The sequence below is a fragment of the Pseudochryseolinea flava genome, from assembly GCF_003286915.1.
GTDB classification, from domain to species: Bacteria; Bacteroidota; Bacteroidia; order Cytophagales; family Cyclobacteriaceae; genus Ohtaekwangia; species Ohtaekwangia flava.
This window is the reverse complement of the sequence record NZ_QMFY01000022.1, coordinates 41645-67188: the sequence shown is the minus strand read 5'-3', so window position 1 is coordinate 67188 and position 25544 is coordinate 41645. Positions and strand designations below refer to the sequence as shown.

Genomic DNA, 25544 nt, shown 5'->3' with positions numbered 1-25544 from the left:
TTTGAACTTAACAGGTTCTCCCCTATCATTGAACCATGAAGATCTACCACGGTGTCGAAGATTTTGCGCGGCTTGATTACGCTGTGGTGACCAGCGGTACTTTCGATGGTGTCCACCTCGGCCACCAAAAAATCCTCTCACGCTTACGAGAGATCGCGCTTCATGAAAAAGGTGAATCAGTAGTGATTACGTTCTGGCCACATCCACGCCTTGTATTACACCCTGAAGACACTTCCCTTAAACTTTTAAACACGTTTGAAGAGAAAGCCGAACTCCTGAAGAAGCAAGGCATCAACCATTTGATTCGAATTCCTTTTACAAAAGAATTCTCTCAACTCACCTCCCAAGACTTTATCGATCAAGTTCTCGTAAACACCATCGGTACAAAAAAACTTGTGATCGGCTACGACCACCACTTCGGTAAAAATAGAGAAGGAAGCTTCGAGCAACTTAAACTCAACGGACCCAAGTTCGGATTTCACGTTGAAGAAATTCCGCGTCAAGATGTAGACCACATTGGCGTAAGTTCAACACGCATTCGCCAATCCTTAGAAGTCGGTGACATCGATACTGCCACGCATTTCCTTGGCACGAACTACTCCATTACCGGTCGCGTCGTTATCGGCGACAAACTCGGACGTGTACTCGGATATCCAACGGCCAACATCGAGATTGAAAATAAAAACAAACTTGTTCCCGCAGACGGTATATATGCCGTTACCATTAAACATGAACATGCCATGTACCGCGGCATGCTCTACATCGGTTTACGGCCAACGATCAATGGCGTAAAACGAAACATCGAAGTAAACATTTTCGATTTCAACAAAGACATCTACGGTGAGTCACTCAGCATTTATTTCCACAGTCTCATTCGTGAAGACAAAAAATTCAATGACCTGGAGGAGTTGAAGATTCAGCTACATCAGGATAAAATTGATGCGCTGGGGAAGTTGGCGATTTAGTTGCGGAGCGTTAATTGTTAAACGTTAATCGTGAATCGTTAAACGTTAATTGTGAATCGTGAAAGCCCTTCGAAGAGAATATCATTGCATTGCGCGGAGGCCCTTTAGGGAAGTGAAGGGTGCGCGGCGGCTCGTATACGTTAATCGTTAATCGTTAAAAGTTAATCGTGAATTGTGAAACGTGAAGAGAGAATCGTTAATCGTGAAAGTCCTTTATTGCACGGAGGCCTTTTCTTGCCTTAGTGTCTTTGTGTCTTGGTGGCTAATGAATCTTTGCCACGAAGGCGCTAAGGCTCAAAGTTCCGCAAAGAAGTACAATGGATAATCGATAACACTTCCTGTTCCCTCGGTGATGAGCACCGTAGAAAAAGTAGTAGTGGAATATCTTGGCGATATCTGCTGCTGCTAATTATTCGATATTCGATATTCGATATTCGATATTCGATATTCGATATTCGATATTCGATATTCGATATTCATTTCTTTTTGCTTTCAACTTAAATTTTAAAATTGGAGCATGGATGCAAGATTGTTATGGACACCGTCGCAAAAAACAAAAGATGAATCTAACCTAAGCCACTACACCGCGTGGTTAGCAAAGCACAAAGAGCTATTGTTTCACGATTATCATTCCTTGTGGCAATGGTCTACCGAACATCCCGACAACTTCTGGAAAAGTCTTTGGGAATACTTTGACATCCAACACGAGGGCACACCATCAAAAGTTCTGTCTGATGACGCGATGCCATACACCCAATGGTTTGAGGGTACAAAACTGAATTACGCGGAGCATATTTTCAGAAGGCAAACGGATGAAAATCCTGCGATCATCTTCGGATCAGAATATTCTTCGCTTCAAGAAATTTCCTGGCGCGAACTTCGCGAACGTGTTGCCGCACTGCAATCTTTCCTCTTCCAACAAGGAGTACGCGAAGGTGATACTGTCGCCGCATATTTGCCCTGTATTCCGGATGCAACGATTGCATTCCTTGCGGTCAATTCCATAGGCGCGATTTGGTCGAGCTGCTCTCCTGATTTCGGAACTTCGTCAGTCATCGATCGTTTTGCACAAATCAAACCGAAAGTTCTCTTTGCCGTCGATCATTATCGCTACGGCGGGAAGTCATTCGAAAAAGATGCGGTAATTGCTGAGCTCGTCGCTGCGATACCGTCCATTAGCCATACCGTTGTAATTACAGCTACCAAAACATCTACCGATATTCCCAACTCAACCCTGTGGAACGACGCGTTGCAAGACAAAGAACACCAACTTCGTTTCAATCGCGTTCCGTTTAGTCATCCGATTTGGGTGCTGTATTCGTCGGGAACCACCGGACTTCCAAAAGCCATCACACATTCGCATGGTGGAATTCTTCTCGAGCAGTTGAAATACGGAACATTCCACAACGATTTTAAGTCGGGTGAAAAGTGCTTTTGGTATACAACTACCGGGTGGATGATGTGGAACTATATTCATGGCGCGCTGCTCGCGGGGAGCACCATGGTATTGTATGATGGTAGTCCGGGTTATCCTGACCTCACAGCACTCTGGAAATTTTCAGCAAAAGTAGGCATTCACCATTTTGGCACAAGTGCTGGCTTTATTCTGGCAAACATGAAAGCGGGAATCAAGCCATCAGATTTTGATTTGCGTGCGCTACGCTCAATCGGGTCGACGGGAAGCACATTACCGCCAGAAGGATTTGCATGGGTATATGAAAATGTGAAGAGCGATTTATGGCTCGCCTCCATGAGCGGTGGCACAGACATTTGCAGCGCTTTTGTTGGTGGCAATCCGACATGGCCAGTGTATGAAGGCGAGATACAATGCCGCGCCCTCGGCGTGAAGCTTGAAGCATACGACGAAGATGGAAAATCCATTCAGCATACGATGGGTGAAATGGTGATCACGCAACCGATGCCTTCGATGCCAATATTCTTTTGGAACGATCTCAATCATCAACGCTATCTTGAAAGTTATTTTGAGATGTATGCCGGCATTTGGCGCCATGGTGATTGGATTGAAATCACCCCGCAACAAGGCGTGATCATCTACGGCAGGTCTGATGCAACTTTAAACCGTGGTGGTATCCGCATTGGCACAAGCGAGATCTATCGCGCAGTCGACCAAGTCAAAGAAGTGAAAGACAGCTTGATCATTTGTATTGAGAAAGCCGGTGGCGAATTTTGGATGCCGTTGTTTGTCATGATGCAAGAAGGCACGCCCCTGACCGACGACATCAAAAAGAAAATCAACAACACGATTCGCAGCGCATACAGTCCACGTCACGTTCCCGATGAAATCATCGCCGTAAAAGACATCCCCTACACGATCAGCGGAAAAAAAACCGAAACACCCGTGAAGAAAATTCTGATGGGAAAAGATCCGAAGAAAGTTGTTAATGCCGGTAGCTTACGCAATCCGGAGGCGATGACGTTCTTCGTTGAGCTATTGGGGGATCGTTAGGCGTAATCGCTATACGTTAATCGTGAATCGTTATACGTTAATCGTGTATCGCTGTTATGCGATATTCCTAATCCCTAATTCCCAATCCTAATTCCTAATTCCTAATCCCTAATCCCTAATTCCTAATCCCTAATTCCTAATCCCTAATCCCTAATTCCTAATCCCTAACCCCTATTTCAGTCTTACATCAAGATAAACAGAATGTCTTCCATAGGTTTCGTAAAACGGTAGGAATGTGACGCCGTTGATGGTGAATTGCAATTGCTTTGGATCGCCTTGGATTGACTTGCTGATATCATTTGCATCTACCGTTACTTGACGCCAGGTGTTTCTTGCGTCTGGTTCTTGCGCGGCAAGTAAAATCGGACCGTAGAACAAACTCGCAATGTTCGGTTGATCCATTATCGGATCGAGATAAAAGTGAAAAGGCATTTTTAATTCGATCACATCGCCATCTTTCCAATTGCGGCTGATCTTCAGATAACTTCCTGGAATGGCATTTAACATCTGTTCTTTATTATTGATTTTTACATTAAAACCATTCGTTGCCCAGCCAGGAACACGCACATGAACATCAAACTTGCCACTACCCTTCACCACTAACTTTGTTTGATCTTCTTTTGGAAACGTTGTGATCTGCTCAATGGTAACGTTGCGTTCAGTCCACTTCAACGTAGACGGAATAAAAAGATTTACGTAGAGCGACTGGTTATCTTTACTCCGGAAATAAATAGCACTTTGCATTTTTGTATTGCTCTCAATGGAGGTGCCATTGCAACACGTGAAGCCTGTCATATCATCATTACCAAATTGTTTGATAGACCCCGGACGAAGCGGCACATGATACGTATTGGCTGGCGTAGAGTCAGCGACAGAAGCCAGAATATGATTATACAATGCACGTTCGTAATAATCCATATACTGACCGCGCTGATCGAAGCAAAACAAATCGCTGGTAAGCTTCAGCATGTTATAAGTAGCGCACGTTTCGTTTTGGCCATCGGAAGAAAAACCATTTTCATACAAACTTGCAGGTTGCGCGATGAAGCATTCGGCATTGGCAGGATTACGCGCCCCTGCTACGCCGCCGATACTATACATATAATCGTTCACTGCTTTATACCAGAAGTTATCGGCGATACGATAGTACTCCGGATTATTGGACACCCGATACATCTCAATGCTTCCGACAATCTGAGGGATATGTTGGTTGGCATGAAGTCCACGGAAAATATCAACGTTTTTCGCGAGGCCATGCGAATGTTTTGCGTCGCCATAGAATACGCGAATGTTGTCGAACAACTGCGCCGTCTTAAGATAATTCGGTTCTTTCGTGATGCGATACAATCGCGCCATCACTTCATTCATACCACCAAACTCTCCAGCGATGTAAGTGTTCCACATCTTGATGAGTGTTTCTGTAGGCACTTTATTTAAACGCGCATAAACCCAATTGCCCATGCCTGTTGCTATGGATAATGCTTTCTTATTTCCACTAACTTCATATACATCTAATAGTCCGGCCAAAATTTTATGCAGCGTATAGTAGGGCGCCCATATTTGATTCTTTTGTCCGCCGTAGCGCGCACCTTTCTCTAGCATGATAAATTGATCTGGCGGATAGGCGCTGATAAATCCTTTTCCCCAATTCCAATAATCAGTTCGAATACCAGCGTCAGTGAGATCGGAATCATACTCAGACTTTCCTGCCCCTGTAGGCACAGCTGTTGGATCTGAAACAAAAGTTCCACCTTGCTCCTTGGCGTTGCCCGACAACTGCGATAATAAATACAATGTATTCACCATGTATTCCATCTTTTGTTGGAGGTTTTGCTGAAGGGCCTGATCATGACTTGCCCCGGCGTAAGCTTGTGCGATAGCTGTAAGGTAATGTCCCGTAGCATGTCCTCTCAGCTTTGTATCCTGACTATCCCATACGCCGAGCGGTGTTGCTCCTTCCGGTTGCTTCTGTCCAAACGCATGACGGAACATAAATAGAAAAGCGTTCGGATCAGTTTTCGCCAGCGTCGTAATGAACTTATCACGATTCTCTACAAACTTAGAATCATGACCATGCGTATCACCATTGAGCGAAACTTGCTGCAACGCAAACGGCATCAACTTCAATTCCGGCTCCGTTGATTTTTTCACCTCCTTCACTACAACAGTAGCCTTGGGTTTAAATTGCGTTCCTGCAACGCGACCTATGATCGTGTAACTCCCAGCCTTCAACACTTCCGTATTGTCCACCGGTGTCGGCCACAGTACACGAACCTTCGGGCCTTGCTTTCCATCTTTGTACGTACCGTCTAGATGAGCTGGCAGTCGCGGTAAAATACCCACCGGCGTTTCTACCCATACATCCGACACACGAATCAAAAATGCATTGTAAAGTTGCGCATCAACATCCGAAAAATGTTGAAGATCGTCTTCGCGCTTGCTGGTTGTGTTAACCGAACCTTCATTAATACCGCGCTGTGCGTGTTCAAAAATCCCAGAGACTTGTGTTGCGCTGAGTGGAATACGATAGATCCGAAAATCATGAATCAACGCATTTAGATATGGGTCGTTTGGTGCAAGAGACTTGCCTAGAGACAACATCATTTTACCAGACACTGGTGATATGTTCTTCACCTCAGCCATCATTTTTCCGTCGATGTATGTGATCATTGATTTTGATGGTACATCAACGACCACAGCGACATGAGTCCACTTATTTATTTCCAGCGCCGCTGATATGGATCTTTTCTGAATACCCTTAGTATCAAGGGCAGTCACCAGCACATTCTCCTCCTTCGTTCCCGCTGGTGCCACAAAGAAGTGCTTCGTGGTATCGTTTCCAAAATCAAAAAAGCGTTGACCTGCCACGGAAGAACGGAGATACAACCACCCTGAAATGCTTACCGACTCTACATCTTTCAGCGCATCCGCTGGAAGCGTTACAAATGAATTACTACTCCCCGGTAGCGATAAAACTTTACCAAATCGATTGTCGGCGGCGAAGGTAGCGCCATCGCCTTGTAGCGTGCCATGCAGGTTGTTTCTTGACCAATCTTTAGCGTCGCCGTTAAATGCATAGCGCGCTATCAATGCTGTTTCACCAATACCGTCTAATATTTGATCTCCGTTTTGAGCCAGCGTCACGATCGGAAACAAAGCAGCCACACACACGATGATACTCAACAGTCGATTGTACATTTTCATAATTAACTTCTTTCGCCATGAACTGATAAAACTAAAGATAATCGACGCGCATGCGTTACGCCGATTTTATCTGGAAATCATGTAATCTTATCAATTTGACTAACGGCAGCAATACGATAGAACTTCATGCTACTGGTGTCCGGAGAAAGCTTCTTTAAAACGACCCCAAAACCGGATCGCACTTTACTCTTATCACCTTTTTGAATGTTCTACTGAGCCGTCTGATTAGTCCGTGCATAGTCCTCTTCTTACTTTTCTTTTTTGCTTCCCCAAATAGAAAAGTAACAGAAGAAAAAGGGGAAACTTAAACATGCTGCCCATCGCACATGCCGGAACTCCCCCGCGTTTAAGTTGGGCCACCGCGCGCACGCTCTATTAAAATTGATTTTTTAACAGCCTTCTTTTTATGCCTATCAAAAACGATCGATTAGAAGCGCGGGGTATTTCCAAAACGAAAAATTCCCCGGACACTAGCAACTTCAGGCGCATGGCGTTTATCACTTTACGATTGATGCTTTTCGTTTAATTTTGCGGCTATGAAAAAATCAACTATCAGCTTTACAGTAGAGCTGGACGCTCAAAATGTGCCTGAAAAGATATTGTGGGATGCTACTGATAAACCCGATCCAGGATTAAGTCAAACGAAATCTATTAGCGTAGCGCTTTGGGATCATACACAGGAGAACACGTTACGTATCGATCTGTGGACGAAAGACATGCCAGTAGATGACATGAAGCGATTCCATGTGGAGTGCCTCGGTGGTATTGCGCAGAGCATTCTGTCGTCGACCAACGACGAGTTTATGGCCAATGAGATCAATGCGCTTTGCGAAAGGTTGGTAAAACACGTACAATCAGAAAAACGTTAGTTAGGTTCCTCAAACGTTTGCTTTTTCATAAATTTTTGTAGTTTCGTCAAGAAAGCTCTGTATGCATAACATATTAGCTTTCTTGACGAATCCTAGTATTCTGATAACCAACCAACTAGCAGAATTTATGAAGAAACTCTACTCGGGCGTGGGTACGATGATGTTAGTTCTCTTAACATCTTTTGGACTTTATGCCCAAACCAGCATTTCAGGTAAAATTACCGATGCTGCCTCTGGAGATGCCCTTGCCGGTGTCAACATCGTTGTGAAAGGACGTGTGGTAGGTACCATTACCAATGGTGAGGGTACATTCAGTTTGAATGTCAATGATGCTCCACCGATGACCCTGGTAATTTCCTTTATAGGATTCCGTTCACAGGAAATTGATATTACTGATGCCTCCACGACAGGCCTCGACATTAAATTAGAAGAGCAAACGATCCTCGGACAAGAAGTCGTCGTTTCCGCCTCACGTTATGAAGAGAGCATATTGCAATCTCCTGTGACCGTCGAGAAAGTCGACCTTCTTTCGATACAACAAACACCCGCACCAGAATTTTATGAGTCGCTGGCATCTGTAAAAGGTGTACAGATGACTTCCAGCAGTTTAAACTTTCCACAGATTAACACACGCGGATTTGCGACCATTGCCAATACCCGTTTTGTGCAGTTGATCGATGGAATGGATTGCTCTGCTCCGCTCCTAAACTTTCCTACAGGTAACATTGTCGGTTTCGGCGAATTGGATGCCGAAAGCATGGAGCTTGTGCCAGGAGCCGCTTCAGCACTCTATGGACCGAATGCCTTTAATGGTATTTTGATCATGAAAAGCAAAAGCCCATTTGAATATCAAGGTTTGAGTGCGCAATTCAAGACGGGTGTTACTACATCCGACGCGCAAGGAGAAGCCTACCCGATGTTCAACTTCGGCGTGCGTTATGCAAAAGCATTCAACAACAAGTTTGCATTCAAAGTGAACTTCTCCATGCTTCAAGCAACAGACTGGATTGGTAATGATTACAAGACTGATGTGAACCGTCCTGAATCAACAACTGACTTAAGTGGTGCTGAAGATTTCGATGGATTGAACTTATACGGTGATGAAATCGAGATTCCTACAGGCTTCCCAACGATCGGTACAATTCATAGAACCGGCTGGAAAGAAGAAGATTTGCTGGACAATAACGATGCAACAAGCATGAAGGGTGACATTGCCCTTCATTATCGCATCACTGATAAAATGGAGTTAATTGGAAACTACCGCTACGGTGGCGGAAGTTCCATCTACCAAGGTTCACAAAAGTATGCGTTACGTGACTTCACACAGCAGTTTTATAAACTCGAGTTGAAAGGTTCGAACTTCTTCGTAAGAAGTTACCTAACGGCAACAAACGCTGGTGATTCTTACAACGTAGCTGCGCTAGGATCTTATGTAAATGAACGTATCTCGCCTTCACCAGCTTGGGCACAACAATATGTACTTGCCATGCAAGGAGCATTTGTTGACCAAGGAGTTCCTGGGGGTAATCCCGATGCCGCACGCGCATTTGCCGATCGTACACGTCCTGCCGTCGGATCTGAAGGTTTCAAAAATTTAGTAGAGGGTGTTCGCAACGACTACTTCCAAAGAACACCTCCTGGTTCGAAGTTCACAGACAGATCAAGACTTTTTCACTCTGAATTTAACTACAACTTCGCTGATCAAATTGAATGGGTTGAACTCCAAATCGGTGGTAACTTCAGACAGTACAGCCTATTTTCAGATGGAACAATCTTCAATGAAGATCCTGAAGACGGAACAGATTTTCAACGCGTAACCATCAACGAGTTTGGTTTCTACGGACAACTTTCAAAAACATTGGCTGATGCCTTGAAACTTACCGGTTCATTGCGATACGATAAGAACGAAAACTTCGACGGACAGGTAACACCACGTCTCTCTGCGGTGTATACTTTCAACGAGTCACATAACCTTAGAGCATCATTCCAGACAGGTTTCAGAAACCCAGATACGCAAGCACAGTTTATCTACTTCGATCTTGGTACAAACACACTGTTGGGAAGTGCAAAGGTTAATGCAGAGCGTTATGGATTACATGAAGGCGGTGCTTATACAAAGGCTTCGTGGGATGAATTCCGAGCGAACGGTGGCACGGTAGATGGTACCACTGGCGAAGTGCTATCGGGCGACTCTTCACGATTGCGTACTGCCAACATACCGTATGTCGGTCCAGAAAAGCTAAAGTCGTTTGAACTTGGATACAAGGGATTAATAAAGAACAAACTACTTATCGACATCAATGGATACTATTCCATCTACAATGATTTTATTGGAGGATCGGACTATGTATTAAAGGTTGGAACAACTCATCAAGGGAAAGAAGTAGCAGCTGGCAAAGTATATTCACCTTATACAAACTCACCTGAAGAAGTTACGTCATTCGGTATCGGTTTAGGTTTTGGATACAACCTACCGAAGGGTTATCAAATTACCGGTAACTACAACTACGCGACGTTCGATGACAACAGCGAAGGCAACGAAGAATTCCGTGCTGGTTTCAACACGCCAGAAAACAAATTCAACATTGGACTGAGCAACAGAAAAGTTACCAAGAGCTTAGGTTTCAGTATTAACTATCGTTGGCAAGAAGAATTCTTGTGGCAATCTGATTTTGGTTCTGCTATGATTCCGGAGTTTGGTGTGTTCGACGCTCAAGTGAGCTACAAGATTCCATCAATCAAAACGATGTTGAAAGTGGGTGGAACAAACCTCTTCGGTGGCGACTACCGCACAAACTTCGGTGGTCCATTCGTAGGACAGACCTACTACATTTCGCTCACATTCGATCAATTCATGAAACCCTAATTGAAGCAACATGAAAACGATAAAATATTTAGCTTACTCACTTTCATTGCTGCTCCTGATCTCAGGGTGCAAGCAGGAAGATATCGACCTTCAAGATCCTTGCGCTGTTGATCCTGAGAACTGCGCTCCCGACACAAGTTGTGAAGATGCCGAAGCAGGAACTGCTAACTTCACTAAGTTCGTGGTCTTAGGAAACTCGTACACAGCAGGGTTCCAAGCGGGTGCTCTTTTCACCAAGGGGCAACAAAACTCACTGGGAGCTATCGTTGCAAATCAATTGAAGTGCGTCAATACTGAATTGGTCTTTAACCAACCTGATATCAATTCTGTCAACGGATACAACTTACAGTCATCCGCGCCTCCAACATTGATATTAGGAAGGCTTTTCCTTTTTGATCCAGACGGGTCGGGACCTCGTACACCTGCGCCGGCAGCTGCAGGAATGCCTGCGACGGCAACCACTTGCCCTTCTGCAGTGAACACACCTGCATCACCAGCGCCTTACAACACAGCAGACCTGCCAGCTCCTTACGCAGGTGATAAGGCTAAGCTGAATAATTTTTCGGTCCCGCTGATTCAACTTGGTCAAGCGTTGATCAAAGAAACAGGAGGTCCGTCAACAGCGAATCCATATTACAATCCATTGTATGCTCGATTTGCATCAAATCCAGGATCATCAAAGCTCATCGAAGACGCACTTGGCGCTGCTGGTAGTTTCTACTTGGTGTGGCTGGGATTCGATGATGTTCTTCTATATGCTGCGACGGGCGCCGATGGCACGTATCCTATGACTGGAAGCGAAGATTTTGCAGGTTATTACAGCCAAATGATTTCATCTATGCTTGGTGCCAATCCGATATTCAAAGGCGTTGTGGGAAATATTCCTGACTTCACAAGTCTCCCCTACTTTTACACGGTGGCTTGGAACCAAATCACCCTTGACGCAACAACAGCGGGTGCATTAAAAACTAACCTCGCCGATAAGTACAATGGGTTCTTAACTTTGATGGTCGCCAATGGAATCATTAGCGAAGAGGAGAAAACGAAACGTACATTAAATTATGTAGCCGGAAAAAATCCAATTCTTTTGACCGATGAAACTTTAACAGATTTATCTACTTACATGACTGGCGAAGCGGCAGCTCTTGCACCGTATGCCCGTGCAAGACAAACTACCGCACAGGATTTGGTTCCACTGGCCGCAGGTTCAGTTCTTGGAACATGCTATATGAACAGCCCTAACGCTGTATTTGGCGTAAGCTTCCCTGTTGCAGATAAATACATTCTCATCCCTTCAGAAACGCAGGCAATTCTTGCACGCACGGCAGATTTCAACGCCGCGATCAACGCGGCCGTAGAAGATAGCGATGGACGCTTAACGGTCGCCGATGTACGTAGCACATACAATGCATTTGTAGCAGCAAAGGGAGCAATTCAGGATAATGTGTACATGACACCGAACTTCGCACCACCAACAGGTATCTTTAGCGAAGATGGACTACACCCTAATAGCCGTGGATATGCGTTTACTGCAAACATCTTTATTGACGCTATCAACGCAAAATTTGGGTCATCAATTCCTAAGGCAAAACTCGGCAACTATGGAATCACAGCACTTCCTGTTAGTCCCCCTGCACCTTAGCAAATATTACTTAATAAAAAGCCTGTGATGATCTCACAGGCTTTTTTTGTTGTCTATCGCGCTATGCACATTTGTGATGTCTTGTCTGCCAAGATAATTGCTGCAGCACTATTTCGTCGTCTTCAATCCCTCTTCCCGCCAGGCATCAATACCACCTTCGAGATCATACAATTTTTTAAAGCCTAACGATTTCATGATGTCGACAGACTTGCTGCTTCTCACGCCGCCCTTACAATACAAAAGGTAAGTTTTGTTTTTATCCAGCTTGCTGATCTGCTCTTGGAAGTTCTCACTTTTAAAGTCAACGTTAATCGCACCTGGAATGACGCCCTGATCAACCTCTTCCTTCGTACGGACATCCAGAATGACAACATCTTTGGTTTCAGCTGCTTTCTTCTGAAAATCCTTCGGCGCCAGCGTCGTCGTTTCTTGGACACAAGCAACAAGCATAAAGAATAGTATCGCAGATTTCATCATCGTGAGTTTACAGCGTAAAGATAAGTAAAGAACAACGTCAACAATTTTCGGCTGCGAGTTTCGAACTATTAGTGTCCGGAGAAAATTTTTCATAGCGGCCCCAAAAACCGGATCGCACTCTCCTCTTATCAACTTTTTGAACGTTCTACTGAGTATGTCTGATTAGTTCATGCATCATCCTCTTCTTACTTTTCTTTTGCTTCCCCAATAGAAAAGTAACAAAAGAAAAACGGGAAACTTAAACATGCTGCCCATCGCACATTCCGGGGCTCCCCCGCGTTTAAGTTGGGCCACCGCGCGCACGCTCTATCACATTTAATTATTTAGAGACAAACCCCTCTTTTTACACACTTCAAACACCGTGTATTAGTGATAAAAAACTTTCAGCTGCGAGTTTCGAGCTGCGAGAAGTTATCGGTTATCGGTGGCCTGTATTTCCTCGAACACTTGAACACCGGAATTCAACGTCAACACCTCAAAACACCAACACGTCCACACATCCCTTGAACACTCGAACACTGGAATCGAACGTCAGCACCTCAACACATTCTAAACATAGCCAGCAGCCCAATAGGCGGCTAATCCTACCCACTCTTTTACGAGCTTATGCCATATGACGAGTGCGTCGATACTCGGGAACAGAAACGTGCTTGGATAGAAGTTTCGTTCGTGAGAATAAAAATCTGTTGAGAAAGTATCAAGATCAAGTCCTGCTTTGCGATAGCACGCCAGCGACCGGCGCATATGAAACGCGGAGGTAATAAGAAGGCAGTCGGAAGGTTGGTAGTGAAGTGAATCTAAAATCTTTCGCACCTCAATGGCAGACTCGGCCGTATTACGTGTTCGATTTTCAATCATAATGTGAGCAGAATCAACTCCCATCATCATCATTGCGGATCGAAATTTATCCGCTTCGGGTTCATCAACGTTCGTTAAACTTCCGGTTCCGCCGCTAATCAAGATGGTGTTGATCAAGCCCTTCTTATAAAGTTGCACGGTATGCGTTACGCGATCTGCTCCTCTGGCAAAATAAACACGATCATTCGGCACACGATTCGGAATGGTTGAGCCCGTGAGTACAATGCCCAACTTATGAGGTTTCACATCTTCGAATGCTACCGCTTCTGTTTCCCACCACGCCATCATCTCATTTGCGATAAAGTGATTCGAAAAAAACAGTAACAGTCCGACGGCGAGCCAAAATGAAATCCGCTTGAGCTTAGGCTTCTTCAAGAAAACCGAAAGCAGCAGCAAAATGCAAATAATTGTGAGCGGAAGAACCAGAACACTTACCGTCTTAGAAAGAACAAAAAACATAACATCAAATTAGTGATCGAGAACAACACGCTTATTAAACTACTTTCGTCGATTTAATGGATTTGAAAGATTGCCAATACCGTCTACGATTCGTCGCAGTACATCGAAGTATAACGTCAACGCTAACGCTAACGTCATCGACCAGATCACGCCCATGTTAAAGAAGAATGTATCGACGTTTCTACCCAGAAAATGTTTTGCAGGCATATAAAACTGCGCATTAAAATCAATGGCGTGGTCGGGATCAGGATCTTTGTAGATCGGATAAATTTTCTGAACGAGCTTGCCATCTTTCTCAATGATGCGATGTGTTTCTGTGGTGTTCTTCACCAGATCTCGTATCGCGTCATTATGATAGCTTTCACGAAACGCCGTAAACGCGGCCTCTTTCTCCGGGGTATCGGTAAGTGCCACAATCGCTTTGTCTTTGGCTTTGTCGGCGAGATTATAACGATTGGCGTAATATTCTTTCACGCGCTCAATGTAGTCGTAGGTATCGTTGAACACCGATGAATCAAATTTCGCGAGTGTAAGATCGTCGAAGCGATGGAATTTCTTTTTCCGTACGTCCGTCTCTTCAGCTAATTCCGAACGGATGAGTGTAAAGTTATTTTCCACTTTATCTTTTACCGCAGGATCAGTTGATTTGAAATTATTTAAACAATACTGCAAGCGTGTTTGAATCTCCGGCAGGAAATAAACCTTTTGATAATCGGCATTGGCCATCGCTTTATCGTACTTGTAGAACATCCGTTCGTAGTCGTTGTCTTTGTACTGCGTTACCATAGCCGCCTCGAATGCCCAGCGTGATGCCATCAAATCGCCCACCAGCGGCACTGTTGCTGTGTTACCAATAGCAGGATTGAGTTTGTCGAACTTCACTACTACCCCACTGAGAATCAACTGGGGAATAATAAGTAAAGGAATCAAGATATAAATCGTGACCGCTGAATTGAATGCCGAAGAAATATTCAACCCTAGCAAGTTTGCAAAGCAAGAGGTTGTGAACAGAATTAACCAGTGCTCGATATACATGCCTTTAATTTCAAGTAATGTATTGCCGACGATCACGAAGGTGAGTGTTTGAATAGCCGACAGTATAAACAGTATCGAAATCTTTGACAAGATATAGCTACTCCTACTCAAGTGCAGGAAAGCTTCGCGCTTCAAGATCTTTCGATCGCGAATAATTTCCTCCGCACTAACTGTAAGCCCCATAAACAACGCAACAATTACACTCATGAAGAGATACGCCGGGATGTTCAGGTTCTTTCCATATACATACCCGAGCTTCAGTGTATCATCCACGTTGTAGTAGCGAACGATCATGGCCAATATGAAGGCAAGTACCGGTGCCTCCAGGAGATTGATGATGAGGTATTGTTTGTTATGGATCTTTGCACGAATGTCGCGCATCGAGAAAAGGTGTGCCTGCTTAAATCGTGTTGGAATATCCAACGTTGAGTGCGGCACTTCCTGTGAGGTGTCTACCGAGAACGGCTTATAGTTCTGCTTGTAAATCGAATTCCATTGTTCGGCTGTGATCTTGCGTTCATTCGTGAAGTGACCGTACTCATTGATCACTTTCGCCTCGATGATGTTGAAGATCTGCTCAGGGTTCACATTCCCACATTCATGACATTCCCCTTCGTCGCTATTCACAAGATCAATACTCTTCTTAAAGTAGACGACGGCATCCACAGGATTACCGTAATAAATCTTATAACCACCCGTATCGAGGATTAGGAGTTTATCGAACATCTTGAAGATGTCGGATGAAGGTTGGTGAATTACAGCGAATACTAATTTACCTTTTAATGAAAGCTCTTTTAGGAGATCAATAATATTTTCGGAATCACGCGACGAAAGTCCACTCGTAGGTTCATCACAAAAAAGTACGGCAGGCTCGCGCAAAAGTTCAAGACCTATATTAAGACGTTTGCGTTGTCCTCCGCTAATGGTTTTCCGCAAGGGCGATCCTACTTTCAGATCCTTGGTTTCTTCTAAGCCAAGATCTTCAAGGACCTTCATGACGAGCTCGTCAATTTCCTTTTCAGGTTTGTTATTAAAACAAAGTTTCGCAGCGAAGTATAAGTTTTCGTAAACCGTAAGGTCTTCGATGAGGAGATCATCTTGAGGGACGAAGCCGATTACACCTTCTACTTTGGCCGGCTCGCGGTGAATGTCGATACCATTGATGAGCACACTTCCGGCAGAAGGCTTTTCTGATCCATTGAGCACGTGAAGCAGCGTAGATTTTCCTGCACCGCTGGCACCCATCAACGCGATTAAGTTTCCCGATTCTTCCGCTAAGTTTACTTCACGTAAACCCAAGCGTCCATTTTTAAACTTGAAAGTAATGTCACGCGCTTCAAACGATAGTCTGGGAAACTCACCAAACTTCTTGAATTGGTTCAGAATATCGCCATAGTAAATCGGTTCGTCTTTATCCCAGCGCAAGAGACTGCCCACGGCGAGGACGTTAATTTTTCCGCTCTTCACGGGAATGCCGTTCAGGTACAGATCCGATCCGCCTAGGTATTTAATGAAATACAACTCAGATTGCTCGACGAACAGAATAGCAATGAATCCGTTGAGTTCTTTACGCTTGATGTGGCGTGCTTTCCCGGGACCAGCAGTGGCTGTGTCGACCAATAAGATGTGATCATGGTCAAGCGTCTGTTGGCTTTTTCCGAGTACAAAGACCTTGATTGCTGCTACTGTTTCGTTGGTGATTTTGAACGAAACTGCGACAGCATTTACGAGCGTCTCTTCATGTTGCGAGATCGTTCCATCGGCTTGCACGATATTCATGAGATCGAGCAGGATGATAATCTTTTGTTTCTGGGTGAGTTCGCCCGTTACTTCCTGGCAAAGCGTATGGACTAATTTCGTTTCTTCCTCGATGCCGCCCTTAATGGTCGGTAGCGATTGTGAGAAATCGTCGAAGTAGGCAAGGTAGGATTCGACGGCCGACTTGCTAAGATGGTCTTCCAAAAAAACGCGAATTTGATCGCGCTCATGGTGAGAGATCTCATCTTCACTAGCAACTGCTGCAAACAACCGAAGAATTGCCTTAAGTAAACGCTCGCTCATAGGATAGAATTTCGTCCAGGATACTCTTTAAAGATAATGAAAGATAGCCATGAAAAAGAAAAGGGACTGGTTATGCCGGTCCCTTTTCCTAAAAGTTTGTCAAGTATTATGCGACTATGATGTGATGCCTTTGCGAATGCGTTCCGTAATAGTCGTAATTTCTTCGAGGTTTTTATCGGTCAGCACAAGGTCACCGCGGTTCTTCGCGATTTGCTCTTCAATGTTAAGTTTGCCGTAAGCAGTTTCGAGCAACACAAGGTCATTAACAATCGCTACGACTGGCTCAGTTTGCTCAACTGTTTTCAACATCTTCAAGAGTTCTGAAACTGATTTCTTTTGCTGAAGGATAATACGCATGAGCGGTGTAAGTACCTGGTTACGCTTATCATCAGGCAGGAGGTTCTTCGGATAAGATTTTACCACACCTGTAGAGATGTATAAACCTTCCACAAAGCTACCCGTGATGATCAACGCAGAAAGCTTGTTGCTTTTATTGTCTTTCAAGAAGTTAGACGTTTGCTTTATCGTGTTGTCCAACACGCGTGTGAGGGAATCTTTGTTTGAGATATTCTCTTCAAATTTTTTCAGCAACTGTGCATCGAAAGTTCCTGTTACGCCGAGGTTATCGGCCAGTGTTTTAGAAGCATTCAAGTAGTCGATAGCTTCTTGCGTTTTGTCGTAAGAGGTAAGGTATCCGATATCGGAAGCATAAATACCCAAATTAAGGGCGGCTTTGTCGTGACGGGAAGCGTACTGGTCAACTTTCTCACGGCTGCTTAGCAGACCTTCATTGAACTCAGCGCCTGTAGTTTGCAGGAGGTATGGAATTTCAGATGGTGAAGGGATATTGTAAACCACTTCCTCAATCTGTTGCTTGAGACTGTCTTCCGCTGCGCTAAATTCATCGGAGTTTTTCTGTTTGTCGGAAGATGATCCGCAGGAAACAAGGGAGAAACCCGCTGCCAGGCATAACGAGAAGTGAATCAGTCTATTGATTTTCATAGGTAATCGATAAGGTTTAGAAGGTCCAATGTTAATATATTTTTCAATCCTTTAAAACCTCGTTTTTAGAAATTCGGGTTAAATTTTACGCCGATGGCTGTTTTTCATAAGTTTATTTATGCACCTTTAGATAAACGAGCCTTATGGGAAGATTAGTAGATAAAACCGTCTTGATCGACGATAGCGATATCGATCTTTTCATCCAGCGAAGATTCCTTGAGGTATACAATTTCTCGAAGCAACTCGTGCTTTACAAATCGGCCGAAGAAGCCCTTGAATGGCTCAAGTCAATACACGATGACACCCCGCCAGACGTCATCTTCCTCGACCTCAACATGCCCGAAATCGACGGGTTCTCTTTCCTCAAAAACTTTGTGCTCCTGCCCGACCCCGTTCGCTCCAAATCCAAAATTGTGGTACTGACGAGCTCCAATAACGCCAAAGACCGCGAAACCGCTTTCTCCTTCAACAATGTCATTCAGTACATTACTAAACCGCTGAAACAAACCGACATCGAGGATTTGAAAAGACTTATTGATTAGTTAACGGTTAACGGTTATCAGTTATCAGTTCACGGTACACGGTTGACTGTTCACGGTTATCAGTTCACGGTTCACGGTTATCTGTTATCTGTTTAACGGTGAACTGTCAAACTGTGAACTGTCAAACTGTGAACTGTTAACGGTGAACTGTTAACTGTCAAACGGTGAACTGTCAACGGTGAACTGTCAACGGTGAACTGTTAACGGTGAACTGTTAACGGTTATCAGTTATCAGCTGTCAAGCCAGTCTTTGAATTCCTGCACACGTTCGCGGGCTACGATGATATCGTTATCTGTTGAACCCTTTACCACCAACTTCAAGCGGCTGTTCGTGTAGCTGATAATATCTTGGATCGATTGTGTTGCGACGAGAAACTTTCTGTTGATGCGAAAGAAAACAGCGGGGTCAACCATTTCTTCAAGTTGATCGAGGGTGTAATCTAAAATCAACTGACGATTATCCGAGGTGTAGCAAAACGTTGCCTTGTCTTGGCTAAAGAAATATAAAATATTACTGACTTCGATGGTTCGAATATGCTCACCAACCTTGATCATAAACCGTGTCTTAAACTTCTTTGTGAGCATTTGCACGGCCTGATCAATGTTATGCAACACCGTTTTTGTTTTTACATCATTTCCCGAAAGCGTCTCAAACTTTTTCAATGCAGCACTAAGCTCGTCTTTATCAACGGGCTTCAGAATGTAGTCGATGCTGTTCACCTTAAACGCCTTTAGCGCATAGGCGTCATAAGCGGTAACAAAAATAACAGGTGATATAATTTCACATTGCTCGAAGATGAGAAAGCTAATTCCATCGGCAAGCTGGATGTCCATAAAGATCAAGTCCGGTTTCTCGTTTGTCGTAATCCAGGCAACCGCTTTCTTTACAGTATCGATCTTGTCCAAAATCACGACATGCTCAACTAAACTTTTCACCAGGTTCTCTAAACGCTGCGCGGCCTGAGGTTCATCTTCTATAATCAACACTTTCATAAGCTCGCGGCAATAATGGGAAGTTTCACAGTAAAGGTTTCAGTTTGTTCAATAATCACTTTACGATCCGTTAAAAATTCATATCGTTTGCAGATATTTTCTAACCCAATGCCATTCGATTCCTCTTGCAATACCGTTTTAAGCTGAATGTTATTTTGAACGATGAGGTATTGGTCGGCGGCAAACACTTTGATGGTAAGTGGATTTTCTTCGGAGACAATATTGTGCTTGATAGCATTTTCAAAAAGCATTTGCAACACCAAAGGTGCAACCATACTTTCCACACCAGTCAATTGCATGTCCATCTGAAGTTTGTTACCAAACCGGATTTTTTGAAGATACATATACGCATTCAAAAAGCCGACCTCTTCTTCGAGCGACACCAGTTCTTTGTCACGGGTATCTAACACGTACCGATATACATTTGACAACTGCTTGATGAACTTTGCCGCTTTGTCCTGGTCTTCGTACACGAGGTTAGTTAGGGCATTAAAAGAATTGAACAAGAAATGAGGATTCACTTGGTTCTTCAAGCTTTCATATTTCGCAGCGATACTTTCTTTCTGCAATTTTTCTGCATCAATAGCCGTTTTACGCCAATGATGTAGGAAGGCGCGACAATGCATGAACAACGAAATGATCAACGTAATAATGATCGACATGATCGAAGTTGCACCAGCTCTCGAAAAGTTATAACCTGAAAAAAATTGATACGCAAATGTCATCAACGATATCGCCGCGTAGGTGTACACCACGGTCGACACGATACCGACAATAAATCGTTTCATGGGCGTTTTCAGCCACGAGATTTTACTGCTGACGTAATCGGTGAGGTATGAATTGCCTTTCCAAAGCAGCAACCATAAGATGGCCGTAAAAGAACCAATGATCCAAAAATCTTTTGCACTGTTTACGCAATTTCGGCAGGTCAGGCCCAACGCCGTCATCAAGAAACCGCCAATGATTAGGAATGCAAAATCACGGAGCTCTGTGAGAATAAACTTGCGCGTCAATACCATGAACCTCTGTTAATTTAATGTACCGTATGCTTGAATCCGTTCACAAAGCATGAAAGTGGAAAAATAAAGAAGTAGCAATCAAGGCGCAAGAACGAACATGCATTCTTGCATTTAATCCTGCACCTTGATTGAAACATGATTGATCGCCTACTTGCAATCTTCTTTCATTCCATCAGCCATGATCTTTCCCCAAGTTGGAGCAAGTACATTCTCCGATTTAAAGGTTTCAAACTTCGTTAATGATGCATTCAAAGTTGTGCACGCTTCGGTTGTTGATTGGCCAAAAAACTTTGCTGTTCCATATTGCATTTGAGCCTTTAGCGCAAGGGCGCGTGGGTTTTCAGGATTGAGCGCTAACGATTTTTCAAACATCTCCATGGATAGGCGGCCAAATTGAGGTCCACGAGTTGGCGGGTCGACTGTCACCCTGATCATGTGCACAAAGCCTTCCAACGCAGCGAACTCAGAATCATTCGGGAGGAGCTCTTTTCCTTTATTGATTGCAGCAAGGGACAAATCCAGGTAGCTGTCTTTTTTCACTTTGTCAGACTCACGAAAAGCCATCATCACGTATCCGTATCCGATGTAGTACTGGGGTTCCCACTTTGTTTTTTCTGCAGCGGCAATTCTATCCAGTGCGTTAACAACATTTTGAATCGCTGCCGGATCCTGCGCTTTGTATAATGCATCAATGTTCTTTTGCATGGCTGCAATGTACTTTTCGTCGTTCGCAAAAGCCGCTGACACATTGAAGAAAATGATGATAAGAAGAAGTTTGCTGTAGTTTTTCATAGTATAACTATTCATGGTGAATGTTTTTATTTTAAAGTGATGGCAATTGATTGATAGATTTCTCTTTCGAAAGCGTAATAAATATACCGAGGAACAAAAAGCGCGGTGCCGATAATCGTATAGATCTACCGTTGTAAACGCCCTCCGCATCCGGTGTCGAAGCATATTCGTATCCAAAGATGTTATCACGACCCAGAAGGTTTGTGCAAGAGAAGTGAATGATCACGTAAGGTCTTGGCAGGTAGCTCCAGTTGAAGCTTAAGTCGCTGTAATGTGGCGTTTTTCCGTCGTTGAACTTAACCTGATTCGGATTGTTATAGGCACGCCCCGATGCATAAGAGTATGTTAACCCAGCCTGACTCTTGAGGTCCTTGATAAAGTGTTTGTAAACAACAGAGAAGTTGTGACGTGAAGCAAAGTTCGGTACCGATGCTTTTGGAAACTGTAAGTAATTGCGCTCGGTGTCAAGGAAGCTATACGAAAACCAGTAATCAACATTTTTTACTGTTTTGTTGTCTCGCCAGAATAACTCGAAACCTTTCGCAAATCCGTTTCCATTGTTGTTTAAATCGGAGGCATCATCGCCGGCGAATTTCACAAGGTCGTTATATTTTTTGTAATACGCTTCCGCGCGGAACGTACGATCATCGGCGATGTGTTGAAAATTAAGGATATAGTGATCAGCTTTTTCTGCATTGAGTTCTTTGTTCAAACGCAACCACAAGTCGTTGGGCGATTGACGAAACTTGCCGTAAGCCAACGACACCTGACTGTTGTCTCCGGTTTTATACGCAAGGGAAAGACGTGGATCAACGGCAATATCTTTTGAAAGTGCGTTGTACTCCAAGCGCGCACCGGCTCTTGTCACAAAGCTATTGCTGGTGTATACATCCGCTTCCGTAAACACGGCTGTGACGGTCTCTTCAAATCCTCGTGTATAATCTGCTCCTTCGGCGAGAAAGAAATCTTGATCATAGGTGCGTGTAATCATCTCAACCCCGGACTTCAATTCAATTTTCTCCGAGAGCGCTCCTTCCAATACAGTTTTCGCATGCAGTCCCTTTTGTGTTTCGATAATATTGTCGGCGGCGGCAAGCGCGTTGTTCTGTTGATACGTATAAGAAACACCGCCGCGAACACTCCAATTTTCATTCAACACATTCTTAAAAAATCCATTCATGTAGCGGTACTTGTTCGTTAAGTCATACAGGTTTCTTGCCTGCGGATTATCAATGGGATGATTGTATAACGCGTAATCAGTTTGATTGAAGTTTCCGTAGAATTTAATCATACCGCTTTTTCCAAGGTGTTGACGAAATGCTGCACTTGTCTCGAGCGACGATGGCATTTTTTTCCAGTCTACATCTTGCTCCACAAGGTTGAAATAGGGGCGAATGTTGGTGTACTGAATCTTACCGGCGGCAGATCCCCCTTTCCAAGCTTGCGTATGTGCTATATCTCCACCGACAGAGAGTATGCCGATGTCTGTGCGTGTAAGCTCAGCGTTGTCTTTCGAATCGAGTGCCAATGCCGACGACAATGCTTGTCCAAATTCGGCAGAGTATCCGCCTGTGCTGAAGCTTGTCCCTTTAAACATGAAGGGAAGGAAGCGTCCACGTGATGGCGTGTTTGGTCCCGCTGGACTATACGCGTCGAGTACCACCATACCGTCAATGAATGTACGGGTTTCGTTGCCATCGCCACCTCTCACGAAAAGTCTTCCGCTCTCTCCTACTTTTTGCGTTCCAGGCAATGTATTCAAAGCGCCTGCGATATCAGCTGTCGCGCCCGCAGTCGTTGCAATGTCTATTGCACGAAAAACAGTTCTTCGCTTTTCGTCGCTTGCCATAAATGCTCCTGCCGAAATCGTTACAGCAGAAAGTTCATTGATGGCTTCTTCGAGTTCTGCGTCTACGTAGATCGTCTTACCCATGACGTCAATTTCTTTTACGAAATCTTTGTATCCCATAAACTTGACCACTAGAATTTGTTTGCCTGTTTCCGTCGTTGTGAATTCAAATTTCCCTTCTACATCAGCGGATGTTCCATCGTAAGTATCCTGAAGTATGACGTTGGCTAAAGGAACAACATCGCCCTTTTGATCACGGACTTGTCCGGTGATCTTGGTTTGGGCGAGGACTTGAAACCCGATGAGAACAAAAAGAAACGTAGAGAGTGCTTTCATACTGTGTTTGTTGTGATTACGCAGTAAAGATTGAGAAAACACGTTTTTTGAGCGAATTTGACCTACCAAGGTGTTGAGTGAGGTAGATGAGCTGTTAAAATGAGAAGATGGAGCTGGGATCTATGCGGAAGATGGGCGCCTAATTCTTGCCTCTATAATTTTGAAGCGTTCTAAAATCTACGGTTTGTTCTGACCATTCATTGCGGCCAAATAAAAATCAAATTATTGTTTTACGCGAAAAGCTTTGATCGCTCTACGTTAAACTTTTTTTCTTTCTTCAATCCATTGTTTAATGCGGGTGTCAAGAATACTCAGCGGAAGGTTTCCGTATTTCAGCACTTCATCATGGAATAATCCAAGGTCGAACTTGTCACCTAATTCTTTTTCGGCACGCACTCGAAGCTCAGAAATTTTCAACTGTCCTATCTTATACGACAATGCTTGTCCAGGGATAGCCATGTAGCGTTCGATTTCTGCGATTGCACCTTGTTCAGCAATAGGTTCATTCTCCATCATGTACTTGATTGCCTCCTCGCGTGTCCACCCCTTTACATGCATACCAACATCAACAACTAAACGAATTGCGCGATGCATCTCATCGCCAAGGTGCCCAAAGTATTGAATTGGATCTGTGTACAAGCCGAGTTCCTTGCCCAACGACTCTGTGTACAACGCCCAGCCCTCGCCGTAAGCACTATAGCCCAACGTTCTGCGGAAGCGCGGTAATTCCGTGTTCTCCAACTGTAACATACATTGATAGTGGTGGCCTGGAATTGCTTCGTGCAAGAAAAGCGTTTCCATACCGGCATTATTATACGTTTTAGGATCCGGAACTGGCACATAGAAAATTCCGGGACGTACTCCGTCGGGAGAGCCAAGGTTGTACTCTGCACTCGCAGATGCTTCTCTAAATTTTTCGGTCTGGCGAACTTCGAATTTGCTTCTCGGAACCATGTTAAACATTTTCTTCAAGTTGGGTTCGATCTTGGTCTCAATCGCTTTGTAAGCATCGATAACTTCTTGCGCCGTTTTATAGGGCATGAATTTCTTGTCGTTGTTTACGTACGCGAAGAATGCTTTCAGATCGCCTTTGAAACTTACTTGTTCTTTGACAGCCTCCATTTCGCGGGTGATACGCGCCACTTCCGCCTTTCCAAGATTAAAGATTGAATCCGGTGAAAGTTCCGTTGTCGTATACTGTTTGATCATCAACTGATAGTATTCCTTACCGTTGGGAATTTCACCAACGCCTGAAGTTGTTCTTGTCTTAGGTATATATTCGTCCTTAAGAAAGTTATATAACTTCGTGTACGCAGGAACGATTTTCGTTTTGATCGCATCCGTATAAGCCGTTGTTAACTCACCTTTTTCCTTCTCGCCTATTGTCGCAGGCATATCTGCAATCGGTCCCCAGAAAACACTCTGCTTAACATCGGATACCATCATCGCTTTGGCTTGCGGGAGCACACGTTCCATTAAGATCTTCGGAAAGGTTGTGCCTCGCGCGAGACCTTTACGCATGTTCACGATCGCAGTATCCATCCACACGGTAAAGCCATCGATACGTCCGAGGAAATCTTCATAGTCATCGACAGTTTTAAAAGTCACATAGCTTTTGCCACTACCGAGTTGAGGCATGGTTAAGGTCATGCCCCAGAATTGTTGCACGGGCATCAGGTTCTCCGGATACTTAAGAAGATCAGTCTTCAATGCAAGTTCGAACTGGAGAATGTCATAGCTAAGTTGGTCTTGTGTGCTCAACGCGGCACGATCGTAATTCTGAAGAGAATCTTGATATTGCTTGCAGAAGCTTGCCACTTTGCTGCGATGCGCTTCGCTGATATCGTTTAGTAATATGTTATTATATCGCTTATCGTCGATCTGCGTTGCCTCGAGCGGATTGAGAATCAGATAATCTTCATAGTATGATTCAAGCAGATTGCCCATCGACTGGGCTTGGGGCGTGGGCGCCGACTCTGGCTGTTTAGAACAGCTCATCACCGCTAAGCAGCTTAGCGCGATCAGTAGGTTTTTCATTCATGAGTTATTTAGGTAAAGACAAAAATAAAAATCCAGACCACATACACTACAGTCTTGCGCGCAACCTT

Annotated in this window: 16 protein-coding genes; 6 read left to right on the top strand and 10 right to left on the bottom strand. The window is 44.2% G+C overall.

Features of this window, described 5'->3' with window-relative positions; genetic code table 11:
- The first annotated feature begins 35 nt into the window (after window positions 1–35).
- Entirely contained in the window at window positions 36–965 is a 930-nt protein-coding gene (locus DQQ10_RS25545; RefSeq protein WP_112749786.1) for a bifunctional riboflavin kinase/FAD synthetase, read from the top strand.
- 517 nt (window positions 966–1482) lie between these two features.
- Entirely contained in the window at window positions 1483–3432 is a 1950-nt protein-coding gene (locus tag DQQ10_RS25535; protein ID WP_112749784.1) for an acetoacetate--CoA ligase, read from the top strand.
- 171 nt (window positions 3433–3603) lie between these two features.
- On the opposite strand, the gene DQQ10_RS25530 is transcribed toward DQQ10_RS25535, so the two are convergent.
- On the bottom strand, window positions 3604–6636 hold the full coding sequence (locus DQQ10_RS25530) for a beta-L-arabinofuranosidase domain-containing protein (RefSeq protein ID WP_112749783.1): 3033 nt from the start codon (window positions 6634–6636) through the stop codon (window positions 3604–3606).
- 536 nt (window positions 6637–7172) lie between these two features.
- On the opposite strand from DQQ10_RS25530, the gene gldC reads away from it, so the two are divergent.
- From gldC to DQQ10_RS25515, 3 genes are all read left to right on the top strand, one after another.
- Entirely contained in the window at window positions 7173–7505 is a 333-nt protein-coding gene (gene gldC, locus DQQ10_RS25525) for a gliding motility protein GldC (RefSeq protein ID WP_112749782.1), read from the top strand.
- Between the two features lie 127 nt (window positions 7506–7632).
- Window positions 7633–10371: a TonB-dependent receptor gene (locus DQQ10_RS25520; protein WP_165824128.1), complete on the top strand. Its 2739-nt coding sequence runs from the start codon at window positions 7633–7635 to the stop codon at window positions 10369–10371.
- A gap of 10 nt (window positions 10372–10381) precedes the next feature.
- Window positions 10382–12013 (top strand): SGNH/GDSL hydrolase family protein, encoded by a 1632-nt coding sequence (locus DQQ10_RS25515; protein ID WP_112749780.1) that lies wholly within the window; start codon window positions 10382–10384, stop codon window positions 12011–12013.
- 108 nt (window positions 12014–12121) lie between these two features.
- Here the strand turns inward: DQQ10_RS25515 and DQQ10_RS25510 are convergent, their stop codons facing one another.
- From DQQ10_RS25510 to DQQ10_RS25495, 4 genes are all read right to left on the bottom strand, one after another.
- Window positions 12122–12490 carry a rhodanese-like domain-containing protein gene (locus DQQ10_RS25510; RefSeq protein WP_245970543.1) on the bottom strand — a complete coding sequence of 123 codons (369 nt, stop codon included), beginning with the start codon at window positions 12488–12490 and terminating at the stop codon, window positions 12122–12124.
- A gap of 549 nt (window positions 12491–13039) precedes the next feature.
- Window positions 13040–13807 carry a YdcF family protein gene (locus tag DQQ10_RS25505; protein WP_112749779.1) on the bottom strand — a complete coding sequence of 256 codons (768 nt, stop codon included), beginning with the start codon at window positions 13805–13807 and terminating at the stop codon, window positions 13040–13042.
- A 39-nt stretch (window positions 13808–13846) separates the two neighbouring features.
- Window positions 13847–16903 (bottom strand): ATP-binding cassette domain-containing protein, encoded by a 3057-nt coding sequence (locus tag DQQ10_RS25500; RefSeq protein WP_112749778.1) that lies wholly within the window; start codon window positions 16901–16903, stop codon window positions 13847–13849.
- Between the two features lie 114 nt (window positions 16904–17017).
- The gene (locus tag DQQ10_RS25495; RefSeq protein WP_112749777.1) at window positions 17018–17905 is read right to left on the bottom strand and encodes a hypothetical protein; all 888 of its coding nucleotides are present in this window, start codon (window positions 17903–17905) and stop codon (window positions 17018–17020) included.
- A 143-nt stretch (window positions 17906–18048) separates the two neighbouring features.
- Between DQQ10_RS25495 and DQQ10_RS25490 the strand changes: the two genes are divergently transcribed.
- Window positions 18049–18447: a response regulator gene (locus DQQ10_RS25490; protein WP_112749776.1), complete on the top strand. Its 399-nt coding sequence runs from the start codon at window positions 18049–18051 to the stop codon at window positions 18445–18447.
- 231 nt (window positions 18448–18678) lie between these two features.
- Here the strand turns inward: DQQ10_RS25490 and DQQ10_RS25485 are convergent, their stop codons facing one another.
- The 5 genes from DQQ10_RS25485 to DQQ10_RS25465 form a co-directional block, all read right to left on the bottom strand.
- On the bottom strand, window positions 18679–19440 hold the full coding sequence (locus DQQ10_RS25485; RefSeq protein WP_112749775.1) for a LytR/AlgR family response regulator transcription factor: 762 nt from the start codon (window positions 19438–19440) through the stop codon (window positions 18679–18681).
- Window positions 19437–20459: a sensor histidine kinase gene (locus DQQ10_RS25480; protein ID WP_112749774.1), complete on the bottom strand. Its 1023-nt coding sequence runs from the start codon at window positions 20457–20459 to the stop codon at window positions 19437–19439. The genes DQQ10_RS25485 and DQQ10_RS25480 overlap by 4 nt, the downstream gene beginning before the upstream one ends.
- Window positions 20460–20606: 147 nt before the next feature.
- The gene (locus DQQ10_RS25475; RefSeq protein ID WP_133259765.1) at window positions 20607–21266 is read right to left on the bottom strand and encodes a hypothetical protein; all 660 of its coding nucleotides are present in this window, start codon (window positions 21264–21266) and stop codon (window positions 20607–20609) included.
- 16 nt (window positions 21267–21282) lie between these two features.
- A complete protein-coding gene (locus DQQ10_RS25470; RefSeq protein ID WP_112749772.1) occupies window positions 21283–23436 on the bottom strand; it encodes a TonB-dependent receptor in 2154 nt (717 codons plus the stop codon).
- A 258-nt stretch (window positions 23437–23694) separates the two neighbouring features.
- Complete coding sequence (locus DQQ10_RS25465) at window positions 23695–25473, bottom strand: DUF885 domain-containing protein (RefSeq protein ID WP_112749771.1); 1779 nt, start codon at window positions 25471–25473, stop codon at window positions 23695–23697.
- Window positions 25474–25544 lie beyond the last annotated feature (71 nt).

Coding starts and splice junctions, on each gene's coding strand:
- DQQ10_RS25545 (WP_112749786.1), top strand. CDS start 36: ATGAAGATCTACCACGGTGTCGAAGATTTTGCGCGGCTTGATTACGCT.
- DQQ10_RS25535 (WP_112749784.1), top strand. CDS start 1,483: ATGGATGCAAGATTGTTATGGACACCGTCGCAAAAAACAAAAGATGAA.
- DQQ10_RS25530 (WP_112749783.1), bottom strand. CDS start 6,636: ATGAAAATGTACAATCGACTGTTGAGTATCATCGTGTGTGTGGCTGCT.
- gldC (WP_112749782.1), top strand. CDS start 7,173: ATGAAAAAATCAACTATCAGCTTTACAGTAGAGCTGGACGCTCAAAAT.
- DQQ10_RS25520 (WP_165824128.1), top strand. CDS start 7,633: ATGAAGAAACTCTACTCGGGCGTGGGTACGATGATGTTAGTTCTCTTA.
- DQQ10_RS25515 (WP_112749780.1), top strand. CDS start 10,382: ATGAAAACGATAAAATATTTAGCTTACTCACTTTCATTGCTGCTCCTG.
- DQQ10_RS25510 (WP_245970543.1), bottom strand. CDS start 12,490: ATGATGAAATCTGCGATACTATTCTTTATGCTTGTTGCTTGTGTCCAA.
- DQQ10_RS25505 (WP_112749779.1), bottom strand. CDS start 13,807: ATGTTTTTTGTTCTTTCTAAGACGGTAAGTGTTCTGGTTCTTCCGCTC.
- DQQ10_RS25500 (WP_112749778.1), bottom strand. CDS start 16,903: ATGAGCGAGCGTTTACTTAAGGCAATTCTTCGGTTGTTTGCAGCAGTT.
- DQQ10_RS25495 (WP_112749777.1), bottom strand. CDS start 17,905: ATGAAAATCAATAGACTGATTCACTTCTCGTTATGCCTGGCAGCGGGT.
- DQQ10_RS25490 (WP_112749776.1), top strand. CDS start 18,049: ATGGGAAGATTAGTAGATAAAACCGTCTTGATCGACGATAGCGATATC.
- DQQ10_RS25485 (WP_112749775.1), bottom strand. CDS start 19,440: ATGAAAGTGTTGATTATAGAAGATGAACCTCAGGCCGCGCAGCGTTTA.
- DQQ10_RS25480 (WP_112749774.1), bottom strand. CDS start 20,459: ATGGTATTGACGCGCAAGTTTATTCTCACAGAGCTCCGTGATTTTGCA.
- DQQ10_RS25475 (WP_133259765.1), bottom strand. CDS start 21,266: ATGAATAGTTATACTATGAAAAACTACAGCAAACTTCTTCTTATCATC.
- DQQ10_RS25470 (WP_112749772.1), bottom strand. CDS start 23,436: ATGAAAGCACTCTCTACGTTTCTTTTTGTTCTCATCGGGTTTCAAGTC.
- DQQ10_RS25465 (WP_112749771.1), bottom strand. CDS start 25,473: ATGAAAAACCTACTGATCGCGCTAAGCTGCTTAGCGGTGATGAGCTGT.